This window comes from Actinopolyspora mzabensis (genome assembly GCF_900101095.1).
Taxonomy (GTDB): domain Bacteria; phylum Actinomycetota; class Actinomycetes; order Mycobacteriales; family Pseudonocardiaceae; genus Actinopolyspora; species Actinopolyspora mzabensis.
Genome location: NZ_FNFM01000008.1, coordinates 291,959 through 309,109, shown reverse-complemented (window position 1 = coordinate 309,109; position 17,151 = coordinate 291,959). Strand labels below are relative to the sequence as shown.

Sequence of the window (17,151 nt, the reverse complement as noted above, 5' to 3'; positions counted from 1 at the left end):
AAGCGGCACGCGAGCTGGGTTTAGAACGTCGTGAGACAGTTCGGTCCCTATCCGCCGCGCGCGTGTGGAGACGTGCGGGGAGCTGTCCCTAGTACGAGAGGACCGGGACGGACGAACCTCTAGTGTGCCAGTTGTCCCGCCAGGGGCACGGCTGGTTGGCCATGTTCGGCACGGATAACCGCTGAAAGCATCTAAGCGGGAAGCCCACCCCAAGATGACGTCTCCCACCCCACCTCGAGTGGGGATAAGGCACCCAGCAGAAGACTGGGTTGATAGGCCCGACATGTACGCACAGCAATGTGTTCAGTGGACGGGTACTAACCCGCCGAACGGCGACACCCCCCCATCGCCCACACACGCACCACCCGCAAGCACACGCGGATCTCGCCACCACTATACGGCTCCCAACCCAGCCACCACCCCCGATAACTACATACCGGCTGACCCAGTCGGCCCCCAAGTTTTTGGGTCGGTGGCCACAGCGGAGGAGACACGCCCGGCATCCATCCCGAACCCGGCAGCTAAGCCCTCCAGCGCCCCAGGTACTGCACCCCCACGGGTGTGGGAGACACGGACACCGCCGACCCAACCCCCCACAATGTGGCCCGGACACCACCACGGTGCCCGGGCCACACTACTACCACCACCCACCACGAACCCCACTTTCACCGCTGTTCGCATACCATTAACGTCTTTTCCCGAGTCGCTTTCGGCGATGCCGCCGAGCGGCGCCGACGTTTTCCCGTGGAATGGCGGAGTTGATGCATCAGGGCAGTGATACGGGTGGTCCAGCGGTCACCCCGGAAATAGGGGAGACCACCGAATCCACCAGAGTTTCCCGGCGTGCCTGGATCGGTCGGTTCCTGGGGCCGCTGCTGGCGATCGCCGTCTACTTCGTACTTCCCGGCGGGGAGAACGGAGTCACCGACGCCGGACGCGGTGTCGCGGCCGTCGGAGTGCTGATGGCGGTCTGGTGGGTCACCGAGGCACTGCCGCTGGCCGCCACCGCGCTGCTGCCGATCGCGCTGTTCCCACTGCTGGGTGTCGGGGATGTGGAAGCGGCCACCACGCCCTACGCCAACGACATCGTCTTCCTATTCATGGGCGGTTTCATGCTTGCGTTGGCGATGCAGCGTTGGGGACTGCATCGCAGGATCGCGCTGCGGACCGTGCTGGCGGTCGGCACCCGTCCGGTGCGGGTGGTCGGTGGATTCATGCTCGCCACCGCCTTTCTGTCCATGTGGGTCAGTAATACGGCGACCACCGTCGTCATGCTGCCGATCGGCATGTCCGTGCTGACCCTGGTGTTCGAGCACCTTCGTGGCGAGTCCGGCGACGAAACCGTGCGGCGCGCGATGGACGAATCCGCGGACGACGGCGCCGGAAGGTTCGCGACCTGCCTGATGCTGGCGATCGCCTACGCGGCCAGCATCGGTTCGTTGGCGACGCTGATCGGTACTCCGCCCAACCTGTTCATGGCCGGTTTTCTGTCCGAGACCTACGAGATCCGGATCGGCTTCGGGCAGTGGATGATCTTCGGCCTGCCGTTGGCGGCGGTGCTGCTGCTCATCAGCTGGCTGTTGCTGACCAGGGTGGTCTATCCGACGACCATCACCGACATCCCGGGTGGTCGTGAGCTGTTCCGGAACGAGCTCGCCAAGCTCGGTCCGATGAACCGGGGCGAACGGGTAGTGCTCGTGGTGTTCGTGCTGACCGCGCTGCTGTGGATCCTGCGTGAGCCGCTGACGAGCCTGCTGCCGGGACTCGGCCTCTCCGATGCGGGTATCGCGATATTCGCCTCGCTGGTGCTGTTCGCGATCCCGGTCGACGCGCGGCGGGGAGTGTTCACACTGGACTGGGCGTCGGCGCTGAAGCTCCCGTGGGGTGTGCTGCTGCTGTTCGGTGGTGGGCTCTCCCTGGCGGCGGCGGTCGGTTCCAGCGGTTTCGACGCCTTCATCGGCAACCGGGTCGGCGCGCTCGGCTGGATCCCCACGATCCTGCTGGTACTGGTCACGGTGGCCGCGGTGATCTTTTTGACCGAGATGACCAGCAACACCGCTACCGCGGCGACCTTCCTGCCGATTCTGGCCGGGGTGGCGCTCGGGCTCGACATGGATCCGCTGCTGCTCGTGGTGCCCGCGGCGGTGGCGGCGAGTTGCGCGTTCATGCTGCCGGTGGCGACCCCGCCGAACGCCATCGTGTTCGGCTCCGGCTACGTGACCATCCCGCAGATGGTCAAGGCGGGCTGGTGGCTGAACCTCACCGCGATCGTGCTCATCCCGCTCGCGCTCTACGGCCTCGGAGCCTGGGCGCTCGGAATCGCCCTCGGCTGATCTCGGCGCGTGGGGCCGGGCCCGCGATCCGGACCCGGCCCCATCGCGCGGCGATTTCGCGAGAAATCGATGTCTCGTGGTGGTCCTCGGCAATGGCGCCCCCGGATGCCGCTGAGCTCCGGGGGCGCCGTTTTGTTGTCGGCGACGCCCGGGCTCACACCCGGTACGGAGTTCGAATCAGGGGAAACCCGCGCACGATCGGGTGATGTGCCCCGGCTCATTCGAGAGCTGGTGGAATCGATCTCGCATATATCTCGAACTCCTGTTCGAATGACGATATGACGGATGGGCAGTCCGGTGGGCGTCGGTCGCGCGGACCGGTGATACCCGAGGGGTTCGCCAGTCCGGCGGAGGACTACGGCGTCGGGGTGGACCTGACCGCCTGGCTGATGCCGCGTCCGGCGGCCACGTACTTGTGGCGTGCCCGCGGATCCGGCGAAGTCATGGCCGAAGAGGGAATCGCCGAGGGTGATGAACTGCTGGTGGATCGTTCGGTCCCACCCCGCCGTGGGCATCTGGTGATCGCGATCGACGACACGGGCGACTTCCTGCTGCGCCGTTTGGAGCACGACCCACCGGCCGGGCAGGTCTTCGAACCGGTGCCTCCTGAGGTGGCAGTGGATGTCGACGGCACCGGAGTGTGGGGAGTGGTCACCGTGGTGATCCACCACGTGCTACGGCGGAAGGGGCGTTGATGGGCGCTGTGGTGTACGCACTGGTCGATGTGGACGCGATGTACGTCGCGGGCGAGCGACTGCTGCAGCCGCAGCTGCGCGGCCGGCCTGTCGTGGTGCTGGGCAACAACGACGGGTGCGTCGTAGCCAGGTCCGTGGAAGCGAAGCGGTTGGGGATTCCGCAGGGGGAGCGATGGTCCCGGTTGCGGCGCGATCCCCGCTACAGCGCCGCTGTTCCCAGGTCGGCGCACTACGCGCTGTACGGCGATCTGGCCAGTCGGATCGAATCGGTCGTCGAGGAGTACAGCCCCGACGCCACGCCGTACTCCATCGACGAGAGCTACCTGACCTTACCCGCCGCGCGGGCCACCGAGCTGGCCCACCGGATGCGGGAGCAAATCGCCACCTGGATAGGGGTACCCGTCTCCATCGGCATCGGCAGCACGCGCACGTTGGCGCATCTGGCCACTCGGCAGGCCAAGCGCACCGGCGGTGGCATCCACAACCTCGCCGAGGCCGACGCCGAGCAGCGGCTGTTGCTGGACTCGACCCCGGTGGAGGAGGTGTGGGGCATCGCGTCCCGGTTGGCGGATCGGCTCGCCGGGCATGGGGTGTCGACCGCGGGGAGCCTGTCCGAGATGGACCCCGGAAGGGCGCGGCGAATTCACTCTGTCGTGTTGGAGAAAACGGTCCGCGAGCTCCGCGGCACCTCGTGCTGGCCGCTGCGGCCGGAGTCCGTGCCGCGGCAGCAGTGCAGACACACCCGGCAGCTCGGCACTCCCACCTGCGATCCAGAACTGCTGGCGGCGGCCGCGGCGGGCCACGCCCACCAGCTCGCCCGCAAACTACGACGGCACCAGCGGCGTGCCGACCGGCTGACCGTGCAACTCACCTGCGGCCACACCAGTCTGGAAGTCAGCCAGGGACTGCCCCGGCCGACCTACTCGACCCCCGTGCTGGTGGACCTGGCGGTGCGGCTGGCGCGGTCCCTGCCGCGACCCGGACACTCCTACCACCAGCTCGGTCTGCTGGCCGCCCCGCTGCGGGGCGTCGAACAGACCACGCCGCTGGGCGAGCCCGCTCGAACCGTGGACGAGCGGCTCAGTCACGCGCTCGACGAGATCACCACTCGTTACGGCACCGAGGCCATCGGATTCGCCACCACCGGTCTGCGGGGGCGCAGTCCCTGGCAGCCCCGGCAGGAGCACCTCTGGCCCGTGAGCACCACCAGCAGGCACCTGCTCCCGCTGGTGCACGGTTGATCGGAAGCCGCGCGCGGTGAGCGAAGCTCCGCGCCACTCCTCCAGTGGCGCGTCGATTTCGCGAGGAAGCGATGCTAGTTCGGGGCGAGCGATCACCGTAGGCGGCGCGCACGGAGCACGGTGTCGTGGGTGTGCGGCGTGCCTTCGGGCTGGGGAGCGGTTCGTGGTCGCGTTTCGTTGACGAGCACTCCGTTGACGTTGCCGCTGAAGAGCTGTTCGGTGCTGTCGTACTTGGCTTCCCAGTGCTGTTCCTCCATCGCCGTTGCCTTCGCCGTAGGGTTCGGCGGTCGGGGACCGTGCTGCCGGTAGCCCGGCATCCGGTCGCGACGTTCGGGCGGGCTGGTGACCACCGCGGCTCCGCGACCCGGAGGCTCGGAGAACCGTGGTCACCTCCGACACCAAACTGCCCTCACCAACGGCATTGCGACAAAATCGTTTGCTGATAGCGCAAAGAGTACGGGCGAGGAGCCGTCCCGGTGACCGTTCGGCGATCTCGAGTGAACCCACCGGAGGCGAGCGGGACGGCTCCTTCCGGTCAAACCCTGCTGCGATAGGCCCAGAGCGCGAGCGGGAAGAACACCACCACCAGCGCCACCATCCACACCAGCGTGGCCGACAGCGGTCCTGCCACCGGCCCGCCGATCATCAGTCCTCTGGCGGTGTCGGCCAGTTTGCTCACCGGGTTCACGCTCACCCATGCCTGCAGCCAGCCCGGCATGGTCTCGGTCGGCGCGAACACGTTGCTGCCCATGGTCAGCGGGAACATGAACGACATCGCCACGCCGGGCAGTGCCTGCTGGCTCTTGACCAGCATCCCCAGCATCACCGAGATCCAGCACACGCACAGCGCGAAACCGATGACCAGCACGATCGCCGCCGCCGCCGAGACCACGTTGGTCTCGATGCGAAAGCCCATCAACGTGGCCACGATCAGCAGCACCGCTATGGAGACCACATAGCGAACCACATCGCCCAGTACGGCCCCGATCAGTGGTGCCGACCGCGCCACCGGCAGACTCCGGAACCGGTCGAACACGCCCTTGGTGATGTCGTTGTTCAACTGCATCCCGGTGCCGAGGCTGCCGAAGACCATGTTCATGGCCATCACGCCCGGCAGGGTCCGCTGCAGGTACTCCCCGGTGTCCCCGGCGATGGCGCCACCGAGCAGGTAGACGAACATCGCCAGGAACAGGATCGGCTGCAGCGTGACGTCCAGCAGCCCCTCCGGCGACTTGCGGATCTTGCGGACGCTGCGCCCGGCCAGCGTCAGGCCGTGTCGCATCGTGCGCATCGGACCGACGCGGCGTGGTGCGCCGTGCGGCCGCGGGTCGGTCCGTTCGGCCCGCTCGACAGTCGGCGTGCTCATGCCGCGTCGTCCTCCGCTTCACCTTCCCGCGCCGAGTCCCCGGCGGTGGCCGGTTTCCCGGTGATGGACAGGAACGCCTCGTCGAGGCTGGGCAGCCGCAGCGACAGCTCGTCGGCGGTGATCCCGGCCTCGTCCAGCCCGCGCACCAGCGCCGACATGAGCACCGGATCCTCGGCGGGGGTGGTCAGCAACCCGGTCTCGTGGTTCGCCGTGGGGGCCTGCCCGGTGAGTTCCCGCAGGATGGTCTCGGTGGCGGTGACATCGTCGGGGTCGCTCAGCCGCACCTGCAGGGTCTGGCCTCCGCTGTGGCGTTTCAGCTCGTCGGCGCGCCCCTCCGCGACGACCCTGCCGTGGTCGATCACGCTGATCCGGTCGGCCAGCTGGTCGGCCTCCTCCAGGTACTGCGTGGTCAGCAGCACCGTCACGCCCTCGGAGGTCAGCGCGCCGACCATGTCCCAGACCTGGTTGCGGCTGCGCGGATCCAGCCCGGTGGTCGGCTCGTCCAGGTACAGCACTTCCGGGCGTCCCACCAGACTCGCCGCCAGGTCCAGCCGCCTGCGCATCCCGCCCGAGTAGGTCTTGATCGCCCGGTTGGCCGCGTCGGAGAGTCCGAAGCGCTCCAGCAGTTCCTTCGCGCGGGACTTGGCGCTCGAACGCGTCATCTCCAGCAGTCGACCGATCAGCACCAGGTTCTCGGTGCCGGTGAGCTCCTCGTCCACCGAGGCGTACTGCCCGGTCAGCCCGATCTTGCCGCGCACCCCGACCGGATCGCGCAGCACGTCGTGTCCGGCCACAGTGGCGTGACCACCGTCCGGCTGGAGCAGGGTAGCCAGGATTCGTACGCTGGTCGTCTTGCCCGCGCCGTTCGGCCCCAGCACCCCCAGTATCGAACCCGCCGGGGCGGCCAGGTGCACCCCGTCCAGTGCCTTGGTCGTTCCGAATCGCTTGACCAAGCCCTCGGCTCGGACCGTCAGTGTCATGCGTCCTCCTCTTCTCGGCACCCCAGCATGAACCGAGCCACTGACAAAAGACGCACAATCTTCGCACAGCGCCGGTGAGGTGCGACACAGCTTCGATTACCCTTGGTTGTTTTCCGGTAGGTGTGGCGGTATGGGGCGTGAGTCGGCGGACATGCGACAGGGTGATCTCGTAGCGGACGAAGCGATGTCCGAACAGCCGGATTCGCCGGGTAGGCGGAGAGCTCCCGGGGGGCGTGTCGTCACGCTGCTGTTACTGCTGCTCACCGTGTTCGTCTGCGGGGTAGCCCTGGGCAGGTTCGGCGGGCTGGAACGTGGCCAGGTCTCCTCGGCGCTGATCGCGTTGACCCCCTACGTCACGGCGGGTGGGGGAGTGCTGTTGCTGCTCACCCTCGCGCTGCGGCGCTGGCTGACCGCGCTGGTGGTGGCCGTGGTGACCGCCGTGCTCGCCGGCAGCGTCGCGCCACGGGTGTTTCCCGACGAGCAGGCGGGCAGCGGTGCGCAGGGACACTCGCTGAACGTGCTCAGCGCCAACGTGTATTTCGGCGAGGCCGACGCGGAGCAGCTGGTGCGGCTGGTGCGGCAGAACGACGTGGACGTGCTGAGCATGCCGGAGTTGAACTCCGACATGGTGGACGAGCTGCGCCGGGCCGGCTTGTTCGAGACGCTGCCGCATCGCGTGCTCACGCCGGAGCCCGAGGGTGACGGTTCGGGGATCGTCTCGCGCTATCCGCTGCGTGAGCTCTCGTTGGCTTCGAACACCACCATGCGGCAGCCCTCCGCGCTGATCGATCTGCCCGGGCAGCGGGACGTGCAGTACGTCGCGGCGCATCCGGTGGTGCCGGTGGGGGGAGACACCACGAGTGCGTGGAAGCGCGAGATAACCACACTGCCCGCGCCGACCACCGGTGGGGACCAACCGGTCCGAATACTGTCCGGTGACTTCAACGCGACGCTGGACCACACACCGCTGCGGAAACTGCTGGGGCGGGGCTACTCGGACGCCGCCGAGCTGACCGGTGACGGGCTGGCCCCGACCTGGCCCGAGTTGGGACGACCCTGGGCACCGCCGGTCACCCTCGACCACGTGCTGGTCAGCGGGGACACCGCCGTGCACGACTACCGCACCTTCAAGGTGGGTGGTACCGATCACCGGGCCGTGTTCGCCCACCTCACGATTCCGTCTTGAGTGAGGTGGCTCGGCAGGGTGGCCGGGTAGCCGTCACGTGAGTCGGCGCCTTGCTGTGTTGGGCCGGCTCTTGAGTAGCGAGCTACGCGGCGAGCGGCCCGGCCTTGCAATGCATCCGAGTCACACACCGGGGACACCCGCGCTGCTTAACCGCACGGCCGTTTTCCGACGGGGGTCCGAGGGAGTCAATTTCGCGAGAAATTGACGCCTACCCCGAGGGTGGTCGGAGTTCCGCCTGCGCGCTCCGCGGCGGCGAGGGTTTCGTTGGAAACTCGGGCGGCAGGGCCGTGCCGCCGTCCCGAGCGCCCGGCGATTTCGTGGGAGATCGACGCCGCACGAGCGGAGAGCCGCCGAGCGCGCCGCTCAGCCCTCGTGGACGGCGAACGGGCCCCGACTCGCTCACCGCTCGGGGTGGGACTCGGCGATCAGTTCGAACTCGAGCAGATTCGCTCCGCTGGAGACGGGGTCCTTGCTCTCGTTCTCGTGCGCCTCTTTCGCCGGGCCGTCGGCCCAGGCGCGAAACGCCTCCTCGGACTCCCACTTGGTGTAGACGAAGTAGCGGTTGTCGCCCTTGACCGGGCGCAGCAGTTCGAATCCCAGGAATCCGGGCGTGCCGTCCACGGCGCCGTGGCGCTGCGCGAAGCGGCGTTCCAGCTCCTCGCCTTTGCCTTCGGGAACCTCGATAGCGTTGATTTTGACTACGGCCATAACTCCACCCTACGACTCCTCCGCCGTCAGCACCGGTCCGTCGCGGGGTCGGTGTCTCCGTCCTCGTCGGTGACGTTGTCCCGCAGTCGGGTTAGCAGTTCGCGAAGCCGGTCGACTTCCTCGGCGTCCAGGCCGGTGCGCAGGCGCTGATCGAACGCGACCGCCGCGCCGCGCATGCTGTGGAAGGCCTCTTCGCCGCGTTCGGTGAGCTCGACCAGGTGAACTCGCCGGTTGTGGGGGTCGCGGCGACGGGTGAGCAGGCCGTCGGACTCCATGGCGTCCAGGTGATGAGTCAGCGTCGCGCCGCGGATTCCCACGGCCGCCGCGAGTTCGCGCTGGTTGGCCGTGGGGCGGTTCCGCAGCGTCATCAGGATCAGCCAGGTTGGTCGGGTTCCTCCAGCGGCGCTCAGCGCTTCGTCGAAGGCCCGGCTCACGGTCCGGGCGATCTCGGCCAGCTGCAGACCGAGCGGCGGTCCGGAGGGCGGTACGGGCATGGCCACACCCTACCGCACTGTTAGCTGTAGAATCGTTTGAAACCTAATGGTTAGTCGTCTATCTTTGTGGCGTAGCGGTCTTGCAGGTCCGGACGTGTCGCCGGTTGGGCAGGCGGCAGTGAAGGGGGCGTCATGACTACACCCATTCGTGGCATTACCGCTCGAACCGGCGTTGTTCCTCGGTGGCGCCTCGGGACGCGTACCAGGAAGGGCGTCCTCGTGCTGCACATCGTCTCGGCGGGGGCGTGGATCGGCATCGACGTGGTGCTCGCGGTGCTCGTTTTCACCGCGCTGCTCACCGAGGACGCGCGTACCGCCGCCGTGGCCCACCAGGCGCTCGGGCTCTTCGCGATCCGCCCGCTGCTCGTCGCGGGGCTGGTTTGCCTGCTCAGCGGGGTGGTGCTCGGGCTCGGCACGAAATACGGGCTCCTGCGGTACTGGTGGGTCGCGGTCAAGCTGGTCATCAACGTGGTTTTCGTGCTGCTGGTTCCGCTGGGGCTGGGGCCGACCGTGACCGCGGCCGTGGAGTACGGGCAGGGGATCACCGCCTCGGAGCAGTTCACGTTCGCGATCAACCAGCTGATCTTTCCGCCTGTCGTGTCCCCGCTGGGGTTGTTGGTCGCGTTCGTCCTGGCCGTGTACAAGCCGTGGGGGCGGATTCGCGACCGCCGCTGATGCCCTCCAGGGCCTCGATTTCTCGCGAAATCGCCACACCCCTTCGACGCGGGCCGAGCTCCCACCACCCCCGAGGGCCGAACCCCCACCATCTTCGCAGGCCGCGCTCCAAGCACCCTCGCAGTCGGCACCGCCCGTCGGGACACGACCATGTGGGTAAGCAGCGGGGGTGTCCCCGGTGCGTGAGTCGGATGCATTGCAAGGCCGGGCCGCTCGCCGCGTAGGTCGCTACTCAAGAGCCGGCCCAACGCTCCCGAGGCGCCGACTCACGTGACGGCTAACCGGCCAATTACGGAAGCCCCTCGCGGCTCTAAAGCTCCACGGCGGGGTGGAGTCGGGCTACGCTCCAGGTTCGTTGTCGCCACACCACCAGCGTGGTCAGCACCAGCGGTATCACCAGGAAACCGCCGAGCACGATGAGATCGCGGACCAGGTGTTCGTTCAACCCGCCCGAGATCGTCACGCGCAGCCCGTCCACCAGGTAGGTCATCGGCAGGTAGGGGTGTATCGCCTGGAAGGGCGTCGGCGTGGTCTCCATCGGATAGAGCCCACCCGATGCGGTCAGCTGCACTATCAGCAGCACCAGCGACAGCCCGTCACCGATCGCGCCGAACGCGGTGCGCAGCAGCTGATCGATCGCCACGAACGAGGCGGTGGCGAGCGCCAGCAGGCCGATCGTCGGCCACAGCCGCACCGGGTCGAGCCCGAGACCGAACTCGACCACGGTCAGCAGCACCCCGGCGCCGAGCATCCCCAGCACGGTGGCGGGCAGCCAACCGGCCACCGCCACCGTGGCGGCGCGGGTCCTGCCCGCCAGAGCCCGCAGGTTGACGGGTTTGAGCAGCAGGTAGGCGAACAGTCCGAACACCCACAGCGCGATGGCGAAGAAGAACGGTGCCAGCCCCCGCCCGTAGACGTGGGCGGGATTGAGGTTGCGCTCGGTGATCCTGGTGGGGGACCCGAGTACTTCGGCGGCCTCGGCCACCTGCCGGGGGTTGGTGGGCGGAATCCGCGACAGGCTGTCGTCGACCAGGGTCGACAGTTTCCGAGCCCCGTCGTTGAGCTGTCCCGCACCCGTTTGCAGAGTCCGGCTGCTGGCGGAGAGGTTGTTCAGGCTGCCGCGCAGTGCCTCCGCGCCGTTGGCCAGTTGCGTGGTGCCCGAGGCGAGCTGGTCGGCGGGCTCGGTAACCGCGAGTGTTCGTTGCCGCAGGGTTTCCAGGCTGCCGCGCAGTGCCGCCGCCTCGGAGTTGGCCTCGCGGGCCAGACTCAGCACTTCGTTGGCACGCTGGTCCGCGTTCTCGGTGGTTCCGGACAGCTGGCTCGCGTCGCGCAGCGCGCGCTGGTAGGCCGGATCCCCGGCCAGCGCGGGGTATTCGTCGGCGAGTTCCCGGAGGCTGGCCGCGCTCTGCTCGGCGCGGTCGGAGATGAAGGCGGTCGCGGTGGCCAGCGTGGTAAGCCCCTGCACCACCGAGCCGCTGGCCTCGGCGGCGCCGTTCACTGCGGTGGGTAGTCGTTCGGCGGTCAGGTTGGTCAGTGCGGTGAGCCGTCGGTCCAGCTGGTCGGCCGCGTCGGAGAGTTCGCCGACGCCCCGCGAGATCTCCCCCGTCGAGGAGGCGGCTTCCGAGAGCCCGCTGCGCAGCCCTTCCGTGCCCTGTTCACCGAGTTCCGTGCCCTCGACCAGTTGCCCGGCGGCCTGCGACGCGAGTCGCAGTTTCTCGCGTACCTTGTCCACCTCGTCGTACAGCGCCCGCGCGTAGGCGCTGTGCGCCGCCGCGTTGACCTGGTTCTGCAGCCGGGCCTCGACGGTGTCGGCCATGATTCCCGCGATGTAGCCGTTCGCGTCGTTCTTGGTGATGCGCAGCGAGGCCCGTTGCGGGAATCTGCGGGTGGCGGTGGCGAGTTTGCCGCTGAAATCCCTGGGAACGGTGATCGTGAAGTAGTAGTCGCCCTCGCGGAGCCCGCGCCGTGCCTCACCGGAGCTCACGAAGTGCCAGTCGAACAGTTCCCGTGCGCGCAGTTGCTCGGTGAACTGCTCGCCCGCGTCGATGAACTGCCCGGAGGCGCGCACCGGGCGGTCGTTGTTGACCACGGCCACCGGGACCCGGTCCAGCCTGCCGTAGGGGTCCCAGTTGGACCACAGGTACAGCGCGCCGTAGAGCAGCGGCACGAGGATCAGCGCCACCAGCACCAGTGGGCGCAGCTTTCCGCCGCGGAACCTGCGCAGTTCCAGCAGCGCGAGTTTGACGGTTTTCATCGCGGATCTCCGTCGTCCTCGGAGTCCGAATCGGTCGGTTCCGCCTCGGGCGATGCCTCGGGGGTGTCGGAATCCATCGCGTCGGAGTCGGTCGATTCGGATTCCGCCGTCTCGGGACGGCTCGGGTCGGGGTGGCTCGGGTCGGGCTCCGGTGGCGCCGTCGGTTCGGGCGCCTCGAACAGCGCGAGCTGCGCCGGGTCGCGCGAGAGTGCCGCGGTGTCGAAGGTGTGGGGTTCGGTGACCGCGTCGGCACCGAGGATTCGCGTGGTTTCGGTGTCGAATTCGACCGTGTTCGGTTCCTGACCGGGGAGCAGGGTGGTTTCCGGTGCGGTCCCCCCGGCGCGGTGGGGGGTTTCCCCGTTCGGTCCGGGCAGTCTGATCACCGGGCCCGCTTCGAATCGGGGCGGATCGGTGTTGCTCGCCACCACCGTGGTTCCGGTGCGGGCCACGGTTTCCAGCGCCGCCCACACCCTGGTGCGCGCGGCTTCGGGGAGCCCGAGTTCCACGTCATCGACCAGCAGCCCTGCGGGCAGTGCCGCCATGCCGAGCGCGACGGCCAGCAGCAGCCGTTCGCCGGGGTGCAGCGAGTCGATCAGTGCTTCCGGCTCGGGGTCTATGCCGACCAGGTCGAACGCGTCCGAGATGTCGTCGTTGTCCACCTTGGTGGTGATCCGTCGTTCACGTACGGCTTCCCGCACGCGCCAGCGCCCCTCCAACTCGAACCCGGGCCGCAGCCGTGCCGGTGCTATCAGGGTGCGCGCTCGCTTCGCGCCCTTCGGCAGCGGCCGCCCGTCCACCTCGATCGCGCCCGTTATCGGGTGGAGCCTGCCGGACAGCGTCAGCAGCAGTGCGGTTCTGCCGGTTCCGGAGGGTCCCGTCACGGTGGCCAGCTCCCCGGGGCGGATCTCGACGTCGACATTGCTGAAGACCGGCCCCAGCGGTCCGCGCACACTGATACCGCGTGCGGTGATGGCCACCCCTTCGGTGCTCATCAACCCCCCTGGTGAACGGATCGGCTGCTGATCCAACGTGGCCCCCAGCGCGATCCTCGGCAACTCGAGATCCGCCGGATCACCTCCACGAACCGGTTGGCGGGGCGGTCCTCCGGTATCGAGACGTCGAGTCGTTCACTCCTCGGGGGAGCGGCTCGCCTTTCGGGCGAGGAGGAATGCCTGCTGGGTTTCCTCCGGGAAGTCGCCGTCCTCGTCGGGTTCGCGCAGCAGCCGTGCTCGCGGAACCAGCCCGGCGCGGTGCAGCAGCTCGGCGACGTGTTCCGGTCGTCGCCGGTGGAAATCCAGCGATACCTCGTGGCCGCCCGCCTCGGTGCGGTGTTTGATCCCGTCACCGACCTGGAAGGCGAGCTGGACGTACCCGCCGGGCGCCAGCACTCGACGGAACTCGGTGAACACCTCCGGCAGGTGCTCGTCCGGAACGTGGATGATCGAGTACCAGGCCACGAGGCCACCGAGCTCGCCGTCACCGTGATCCAGCGCCCGCATCGAGCCCTCGGTGAAGCGCAGCTCCGGGTGGCTCCGGCGTGCCGCCGCGATCATCCCCGGTGACAGGTCAGTGCCGGAAACGGCCAGACCGTGCTCGGCCAGGTAGGCGGTCACGCGCCCCGGGCCGCATCCCACGTCCAGCACCGGCCCGTCCGCGTTCCGCGCGAGCTCGGCGAACCCGTCGAGCACCGCGCGGTCCAGCGGCTTGGCGGCCAACTCGCCCCGGATCCACTCGGTGTAGGTATCGGCGGCCGCGTCGTAGGACCACCGGGTGCGCCGCACGAAGTCGTGATCATCCACGAACGGGGATCGTAGTTCGTGCGGGCCTCGCGGAAGGGGGCTTCACCGGAACACCCTTCGGCTCACCGCCCTTCCGGCTGCCCGCTCCTCGCGTTATTCCTCGCCGGGCAGTCCGAACCTGCCGTCCTCGGTCTGCTCCAGCAGCCCGTCCACCAGCAGTGAGTCCAGTGCCCGGTCGCGTTGGGCCGCGTCGTGCCACACCGCATCCAGCTCGGGGCGCTGCACCGGCCCTTCCGAACGCCGCAGCACGTCCAGCAGCAGCCCGCGCACCTGGCGGTCGGTTCCGGCGAAGCGCTGCACCTTCTTCGGCGGCCCCGCGTAGGCGGGACGGCCGGCGTGCTGCCAGGCGCAGTCCGCGACGATGGGGCAGATCTCGCAGCCGGGCGACTTCACGGTGCACACGGTCTGCCCGAGTTCCATCAGTGCCGCCGACAGTCGGGCGGCCATGCTGTCGTCCGAGGGAAGCAGCGCGTCCACATCGGCCAGGTCCCGGTTGGGTGAGGGATTGCCCGCGTCGCCCTCCCCGTGCACGGCTCGCGCGACGACCCTGCGCACGTTGGTGTCCACCACCGGGGCCCGCTTGCCGTAGGCGAAGGCGGCCACCGCGCGGGCGGTGTAGGTTCCCACGCCGGGCAGCGCCAGCAGGGTGTCCACATCGGAGGGAACGATGTCGTCGTGTTCCGAGGCGATGGCGCTCGCCGCCTCGTGCAGCCGCATCGCGCGACGTGGATATCCGAGTTTGCCCCAGGCCCGCAGTACTTCGGCCTGGCTGGTCGCCGCGAGGTCGGAGGGCTTGGGCCAGCGCTCCATCCACTCCCGCCAGATCGGCATGACCCTGGCGACCGGGGTCTGCTGCAGCATGGTCTCGCTGACCAGCACACCCCAGCCGTCGACCTCGGGGCCGCGCCACGGCAGGTCGCGCGCCTCGGCGGCGAACCACTCGATCAGATCGTCGGTGTTGATCCTGCTGGTCCGCTCGGGTGCGGCGGTCTTCGCGACGGATCCGGCCGGGTACGCGTTCTGATTAGTCATGGCCCCTCGATAGTGCCACGACCCGGATCCCCACCCATCCACGCCTCGGGAGCGACAGGACCTCGGCACCGCCGCCCGGTGCCGAATCGCCGTCGGCCACCGCACGGCGGGGGCGGCGGCGATTTCTCGCGAAATCGCCGCGCCTACGGAGCACCCAAGCCGAACCCCACCACTCCCGCAGGCCGAGCTCCTACCACCCTGGCCATCGGTACCGCCGCGGGTTCTCCCGTGCGGCTCTCGCGAGGAAGGCCCGACGTGGCGTAGTGCTTACTCGATGTCGGGCCTTCCTCGCGAGAGCCGTGCGAGAGGTTCCGCCAAGCGACCACCTACGCCACCCACTCCGGCCCCCGGTTCATGAGGCGGTGTCGACCTCGTGCAGCTCGTCGGTGTCGATGTCGTGCACGAACGCGCGCACACTCGTGGTCTCGGTCAGGAAGGGGCTGTTGAGCACCCGTCGGACGGACTGGCGCAGGTCCCGCTCGGTGTCGGTGAAGGTCTCCACCGACCAGCTCGGCCGCTGCCCGGTCTCGTCCTCCAACTCCTGCTTGAAGTCGGCCTCGGCGAACGTTCCCATGCCGCAGCGGGTGTGGTGCATCAGCATCACCTCGGTGGTGCCGAGCTTGCGCTGGCTCACCGACAGCGAGCGGAGCACGTCGTCGGTGACGATCCCGCCCGCGTTGCGCAGCACGTGTGCCTCGCCGGAGCCCAACCCCAGGGTGCGGACGGGATCGATCCGGCAGTCCATACAGGTGACCACCGCGGTGCGCAGCTCGGGAGCTCCGGGGACCTCGCCGTCCCACTTCTCCTCGTGCTTGCTGTTGCGTCGCAGCAGTTCGTCGGTCGCGGTCATCGGGCAGCTCCTCGAACCGGTAACACCGACCCCGGGGATCGGCTGTGCGGGAAGTTGTCGCCGCGTACACGCACACGGACTCTCGCGGTCGAGCATACCCGCCGAGATCGTCCGTGTCCGCGAACACGTCGGCCGGGTCGGTCAGCTGCTCCGCAGCGCCCGCAGCGCGCCCCGCAGATCGCCGACCTCGACGGCCTTGATCCCGGCGGGTGGTGGTCCGCTGTCCGGTGGCACCAGCGCGTACTCGAATCCGAGCCGGGCGGCTTCGGCCAGCCTGCGCCCCACCGCGTTGACCCGGCGCACCTCACCGGCGAGCCCGACCTCGCCCACCGCGATCGTGTTCGCGCGCGGCGGCACGTCCAGTTTCGCGGATGCCACTGCCAACGCGATGGCCAGGTCGACCGCGGGTTCGGTGATCTTCATGCCGCCGACCGTAGCGGCGTAGACGTCCTGGTCACCGGTCTTGATGTTGCCGCGTTTGTCGAGCACCGCGAGCATCATCGACAACCGGGCCGAGTCCAGCCCGCTCACCGCCCTGCGCGGCATGTTCATCTGGGTGGGGCTGACCAGCGCCTGCACTTCGGCGAGCAGCGGACGTTTGCCCTCCACGACCACCGTCACGGCGGTGCCCGGCACCAGGTTCTGCCGCCCGTTGACGAACAGGCCGGAAGGGTCGGTCACCTCGGCGATACCGTCGTCGCCCTGTTCGAAGCAGCCGACCTCGTCGGCGGGGCCGAACCGGTTCTTGACGCCGCGCAGCATCCGCAGGGTGGAGTGCTCGTCCCCCTCGAACTGCAGCACCACGTCGACCAGGTGCTCCAGCACCCGTGGACCGGCCACCGCACCGTCCTTGGTGACGTGTCCCACGAGGATCACCGGCAGGCCGCGTTCCTTGGCCAGCGCCACCAGCGCGGTGGTCACGGCCCGCACCTGGGTGACTCCGCCCGGTGTTCCCTCGGCCTCGCCGGACTGCACCGTCTGGATCGAGTCCACGATCAACAGTCCGGGGCGCAGTTGTTCCACGTGCCCGACGACGGCGGAGAGGTCGCTCTCGGCGCCGAGGTAGAGCTCGTCGTGCAGCGAGTCGGTGCGTTCGGCGCGCAGCCTCACCTGGCCCGCCGACTCCTCGCCGGTGACGTACAGCGAACGCCCACCGGAACCGCCCGCGGCCCAGCGGTACGCGGCCTCCAGTAGGAGTGTGGACTTTCCCACACCGGGCTCGCCCGCCAGCAGGACGACGGCCCCCGGCACGATGCCGCCGCCGAGTACCCGGTCCAGCTCGGCGATCCCGGTGGGAACCGCTCGGGCGGACTCCAGATCCACCTCGGCGATGGGGCGGGCGGGGGAGCCGGGTTCGGAGCTGCCGACTTTGGACAGCGCGGCGGGTTGAGCGGAGGCTTCCTCCAGGGTGCCCCAGTTCGCGCAATCCGGGCACTGGCCGACCCACTTGGTAACCGTGCGGCCACACTCGGTGCACCGATAGCCGTTTCCGGCACGCGCGTTCTTGGTAGCCACGTGGGCAGACTAACCGGTGGTCA

The 17,151-nt window shown here is 68.8% G+C and carries 15 protein-coding genes, 2 rRNA genes and 1 pseudogene; 7 read left to right on the top strand and 11 right to left on the bottom strand.

Features of this window, described 5'->3' with window-relative positions:
- The 5 genes from BLR41_RS15445 to BLR41_RS15425 form a co-directional block, all read left to right on the top strand.
- Nucleotides 1-342, top strand: a 23S ribosomal RNA gene (locus BLR41_RS15445); the annotation flags it as partial.
- Nucleotides 343-468: 126 nt separating this feature from the next.
- Nucleotides 469-586 (top strand): 5S ribosomal RNA (gene rrf, locus BLR41_RS15440).
- A 163-nt stretch (nt 587-749) separates the two neighbouring features.
- Complete coding sequence (locus BLR41_RS15435) at nt 750-2,333, top strand: SLC13 family permease (protein ID WP_092629177.1); 1,584 nt, start codon at nt 750-752, stop codon at nt 2,331-2,333.
- A 278-nt stretch (nt 2,334-2,611) separates the two neighbouring features.
- Nucleotides 2,612-3,028, top strand: a complete 417-nt coding sequence (locus tag BLR41_RS15430; RefSeq protein ID WP_092629176.1) for a S24 family peptidase — start codon at nt 2,612-2,614, stop codon at nt 3,026-3,028.
- Nucleotides 3,028-4,269 carry a Y-family DNA polymerase gene (locus BLR41_RS15425; protein ID WP_092629175.1) on the top strand — a complete coding sequence of 414 codons (1,242 nt, stop codon included), beginning with the start codon at nt 3,028-3,030 and terminating at the stop codon, nt 4,267-4,269. Before BLR41_RS15430 ends, BLR41_RS15425 begins: the two co-directional genes overlap by 1 nt.
- Before the next feature lie 92 nt (nt 4,270-4,361).
- Here the strand turns inward: BLR41_RS15425 and BLR41_RS23875 are convergent.
- The 3 genes and pseudogenes from BLR41_RS23875 to BLR41_RS15415 all read right to left on the bottom strand — a co-directional run.
- A pseudogene (locus BLR41_RS23875) lies at nt 4,362-4,457 on the bottom strand (SAM-dependent methyltransferase); the annotation flags it as partial.
- Nucleotides 4,458-4,804: 347 nt separating this feature from the next.
- Complete coding sequence (locus tag BLR41_RS15420; protein ID WP_092629173.1) at nt 4,805-5,635, bottom strand: ABC transporter permease; 831 nt, start codon at nt 5,633-5,635, stop codon at nt 4,805-4,807.
- Nucleotides 5,632-6,615: an ATP-binding cassette domain-containing protein gene (locus tag BLR41_RS15415; RefSeq protein ID WP_092629171.1), complete on the bottom strand. Its 984-nt coding sequence runs from the start codon at nt 6,613-6,615 to the stop codon at nt 5,632-5,634. Before BLR41_RS15415 ends, BLR41_RS15420 begins: the two co-directional genes overlap by 4 nt.
- 130 nt (nt 6,616-6,745) lie before the next feature.
- Here BLR41_RS15415 and BLR41_RS15410 point away from each other — a divergent pair, with 130 nt between their 5' ends.
- Nucleotides 6,746-7,801: an endonuclease/exonuclease/phosphatase family protein gene (locus tag BLR41_RS15410; RefSeq protein ID WP_092629169.1), complete on the top strand. Its 1,056-nt coding sequence runs from the start codon at nt 6,746-6,748 to the stop codon at nt 7,799-7,801.
- A gap of 399 nt (nt 7,802-8,200) precedes the next feature.
- Here BLR41_RS15410 and BLR41_RS15405 read toward each other — a convergent pair whose 3' ends face one another.
- Together BLR41_RS15405 and BLR41_RS15400 are read right to left on the bottom strand one after the other, a co-directional pair.
- Nucleotides 8,201-8,509 carry an antibiotic biosynthesis monooxygenase family protein gene (locus BLR41_RS15405; RefSeq protein WP_092629167.1) on the bottom strand — a complete coding sequence of 103 codons (309 nt, stop codon included), beginning with the start codon at nt 8,507-8,509 and terminating at the stop codon, nt 8,201-8,203.
- Nucleotides 8,510-8,535: 26 nt separating this feature from the next.
- Nucleotides 8,536-9,003, bottom strand: a complete 468-nt coding sequence (locus BLR41_RS15400; protein WP_092629165.1) for a MarR family winged helix-turn-helix transcriptional regulator — start codon at nt 9,001-9,003, stop codon at nt 8,536-8,538.
- A gap of 132 nt (nt 9,004-9,135) precedes the next feature.
- Between BLR41_RS15400 and BLR41_RS15395 the strand changes: the two genes are divergently transcribed.
- Nucleotides 9,136-9,678, top strand: coding sequence for a hypothetical protein (locus BLR41_RS15395; RefSeq protein ID WP_092629163.1), 543 nt, complete (start codon nt 9,136-9,138; stop codon nt 9,676-9,678).
- 310 nt (nt 9,679-9,988) lie between these two features.
- On the opposite strand, the gene BLR41_RS15390 is transcribed toward BLR41_RS15395, so the two are convergent.
- From BLR41_RS15390 to radA, 6 genes are all read right to left on the bottom strand, one after another.
- On the bottom strand, nt 9,989-11,932 hold the full coding sequence (locus BLR41_RS15390; protein ID WP_092629161.1) for a YhgE/Pip domain-containing protein: 1,944 nt from the start codon (nt 11,930-11,932) through the stop codon (nt 9,989-9,991).
- Complete coding sequence (locus BLR41_RS15385) at nt 11,929-12,924, bottom strand: ATP-binding cassette domain-containing protein (protein ID WP_092629159.1); 996 nt, start codon at nt 12,922-12,924, stop codon at nt 11,929-11,931. The genes BLR41_RS15390 and BLR41_RS15385 overlap by 4 nt, the downstream gene beginning before the upstream one ends.
- A 135-nt stretch (nt 12,925-13,059) precedes the next feature.
- Complete coding sequence (locus BLR41_RS15380; RefSeq protein WP_092629157.1) at nt 13,060-13,731, bottom strand: class I SAM-dependent DNA methyltransferase; 672 nt, start codon at nt 13,729-13,731, stop codon at nt 13,060-13,062.
- A gap of 93 nt (nt 13,732-13,824) precedes the next feature.
- A complete protein-coding gene (locus tag BLR41_RS15375; RefSeq protein WP_092629155.1) occupies nt 13,825-14,763 on the bottom strand; it encodes an HhH-GPD family protein in 939 nt (312 codons plus the stop codon).
- Nucleotides 14,764-15,115: 352 nt separating this feature from the next.
- Nucleotides 15,116-15,613: a beta-class carbonic anhydrase gene (locus BLR41_RS15370; RefSeq protein ID WP_092629153.1), complete on the bottom strand. Its 498-nt coding sequence runs from the start codon at nt 15,611-15,613 to the stop codon at nt 15,116-15,118.
- A 141-nt stretch (nt 15,614-15,754) separates the two neighbouring features.
- Complete coding sequence (gene radA / locus BLR41_RS15365; RefSeq protein ID WP_092629151.1) at nt 15,755-17,128, bottom strand: DNA repair protein RadA; 1,374 nt, start codon at nt 17,126-17,128, stop codon at nt 15,755-15,757.
- Nucleotides 17,129-17,151 lie beyond the last annotated feature (23 nt).

Coding starts and splice junctions, on each gene's coding strand:
- BLR41_RS15430 (WP_092629176.1), top strand. CDS start 2,612: ATGACGGATGGGCAGTCCGGTGGGCGTCGGTCGCGCGGACCGGTGATA.
- BLR41_RS15370 (WP_092629153.1), bottom strand. CDS start 15,613: ATGACCGCGACCGACGAACTGCTGCGACGCAACAGCAAGCACGAGGAG.
- BLR41_RS15375 (WP_092629155.1), bottom strand. CDS start 14,763: ATGACTAATCAGAACGCGTACCCGGCCGGATCCGTCGCGAAGACCGCC.
- BLR41_RS15410 (WP_092629169.1), top strand. CDS start 6,746: ATGGGGCGTGAGTCGGCGGACATGCGACAGGGTGATCTCGTAGCGGAC.
- BLR41_RS15435 (WP_092629177.1), top strand. CDS start 750: ATGGCGGAGTTGATGCATCAGGGCAGTGATACGGGTGGTCCAGCGGTC.
- BLR41_RS15390 (WP_092629161.1), bottom strand. CDS start 11,932: ATGAAAACCGTCAAACTCGCGCTGCTGGAACTGCGCAGGTTCCGCGGC.
- BLR41_RS15415 (WP_092629171.1), bottom strand. CDS start 6,615: ATGACACTGACGGTCCGAGCCGAGGGCTTGGTCAAGCGATTCGGAACG.
- BLR41_RS15395 (WP_092629163.1), top strand. CDS start 9,136: ATGACTACACCCATTCGTGGCATTACCGCTCGAACCGGCGTTGTTCCT.
- BLR41_RS15420 (WP_092629173.1), bottom strand. CDS start 5,635: ATGAGCACGCCGACTGTCGAGCGGGCCGAACGGACCGACCCGCGGCCG.
- BLR41_RS15405 (WP_092629167.1), bottom strand. CDS start 8,509: ATGGCCGTAGTCAAAATCAACGCTATCGAGGTTCCCGAAGGCAAAGGC.
- BLR41_RS15425 (WP_092629175.1), top strand. CDS start 3,028: ATGGGCGCTGTGGTGTACGCACTGGTCGATGTGGACGCGATGTACGTC.
- BLR41_RS15385 (WP_092629159.1), bottom strand. CDS start 12,924: ATGAGCACCGAAGGGGTGGCCATCACCGCACGCGGTATCAGTGTGCGC.
- BLR41_RS15400 (WP_092629165.1), bottom strand. CDS start 9,003: ATGCCCGTACCGCCCTCCGGACCGCCGCTCGGTCTGCAGCTGGCCGAG.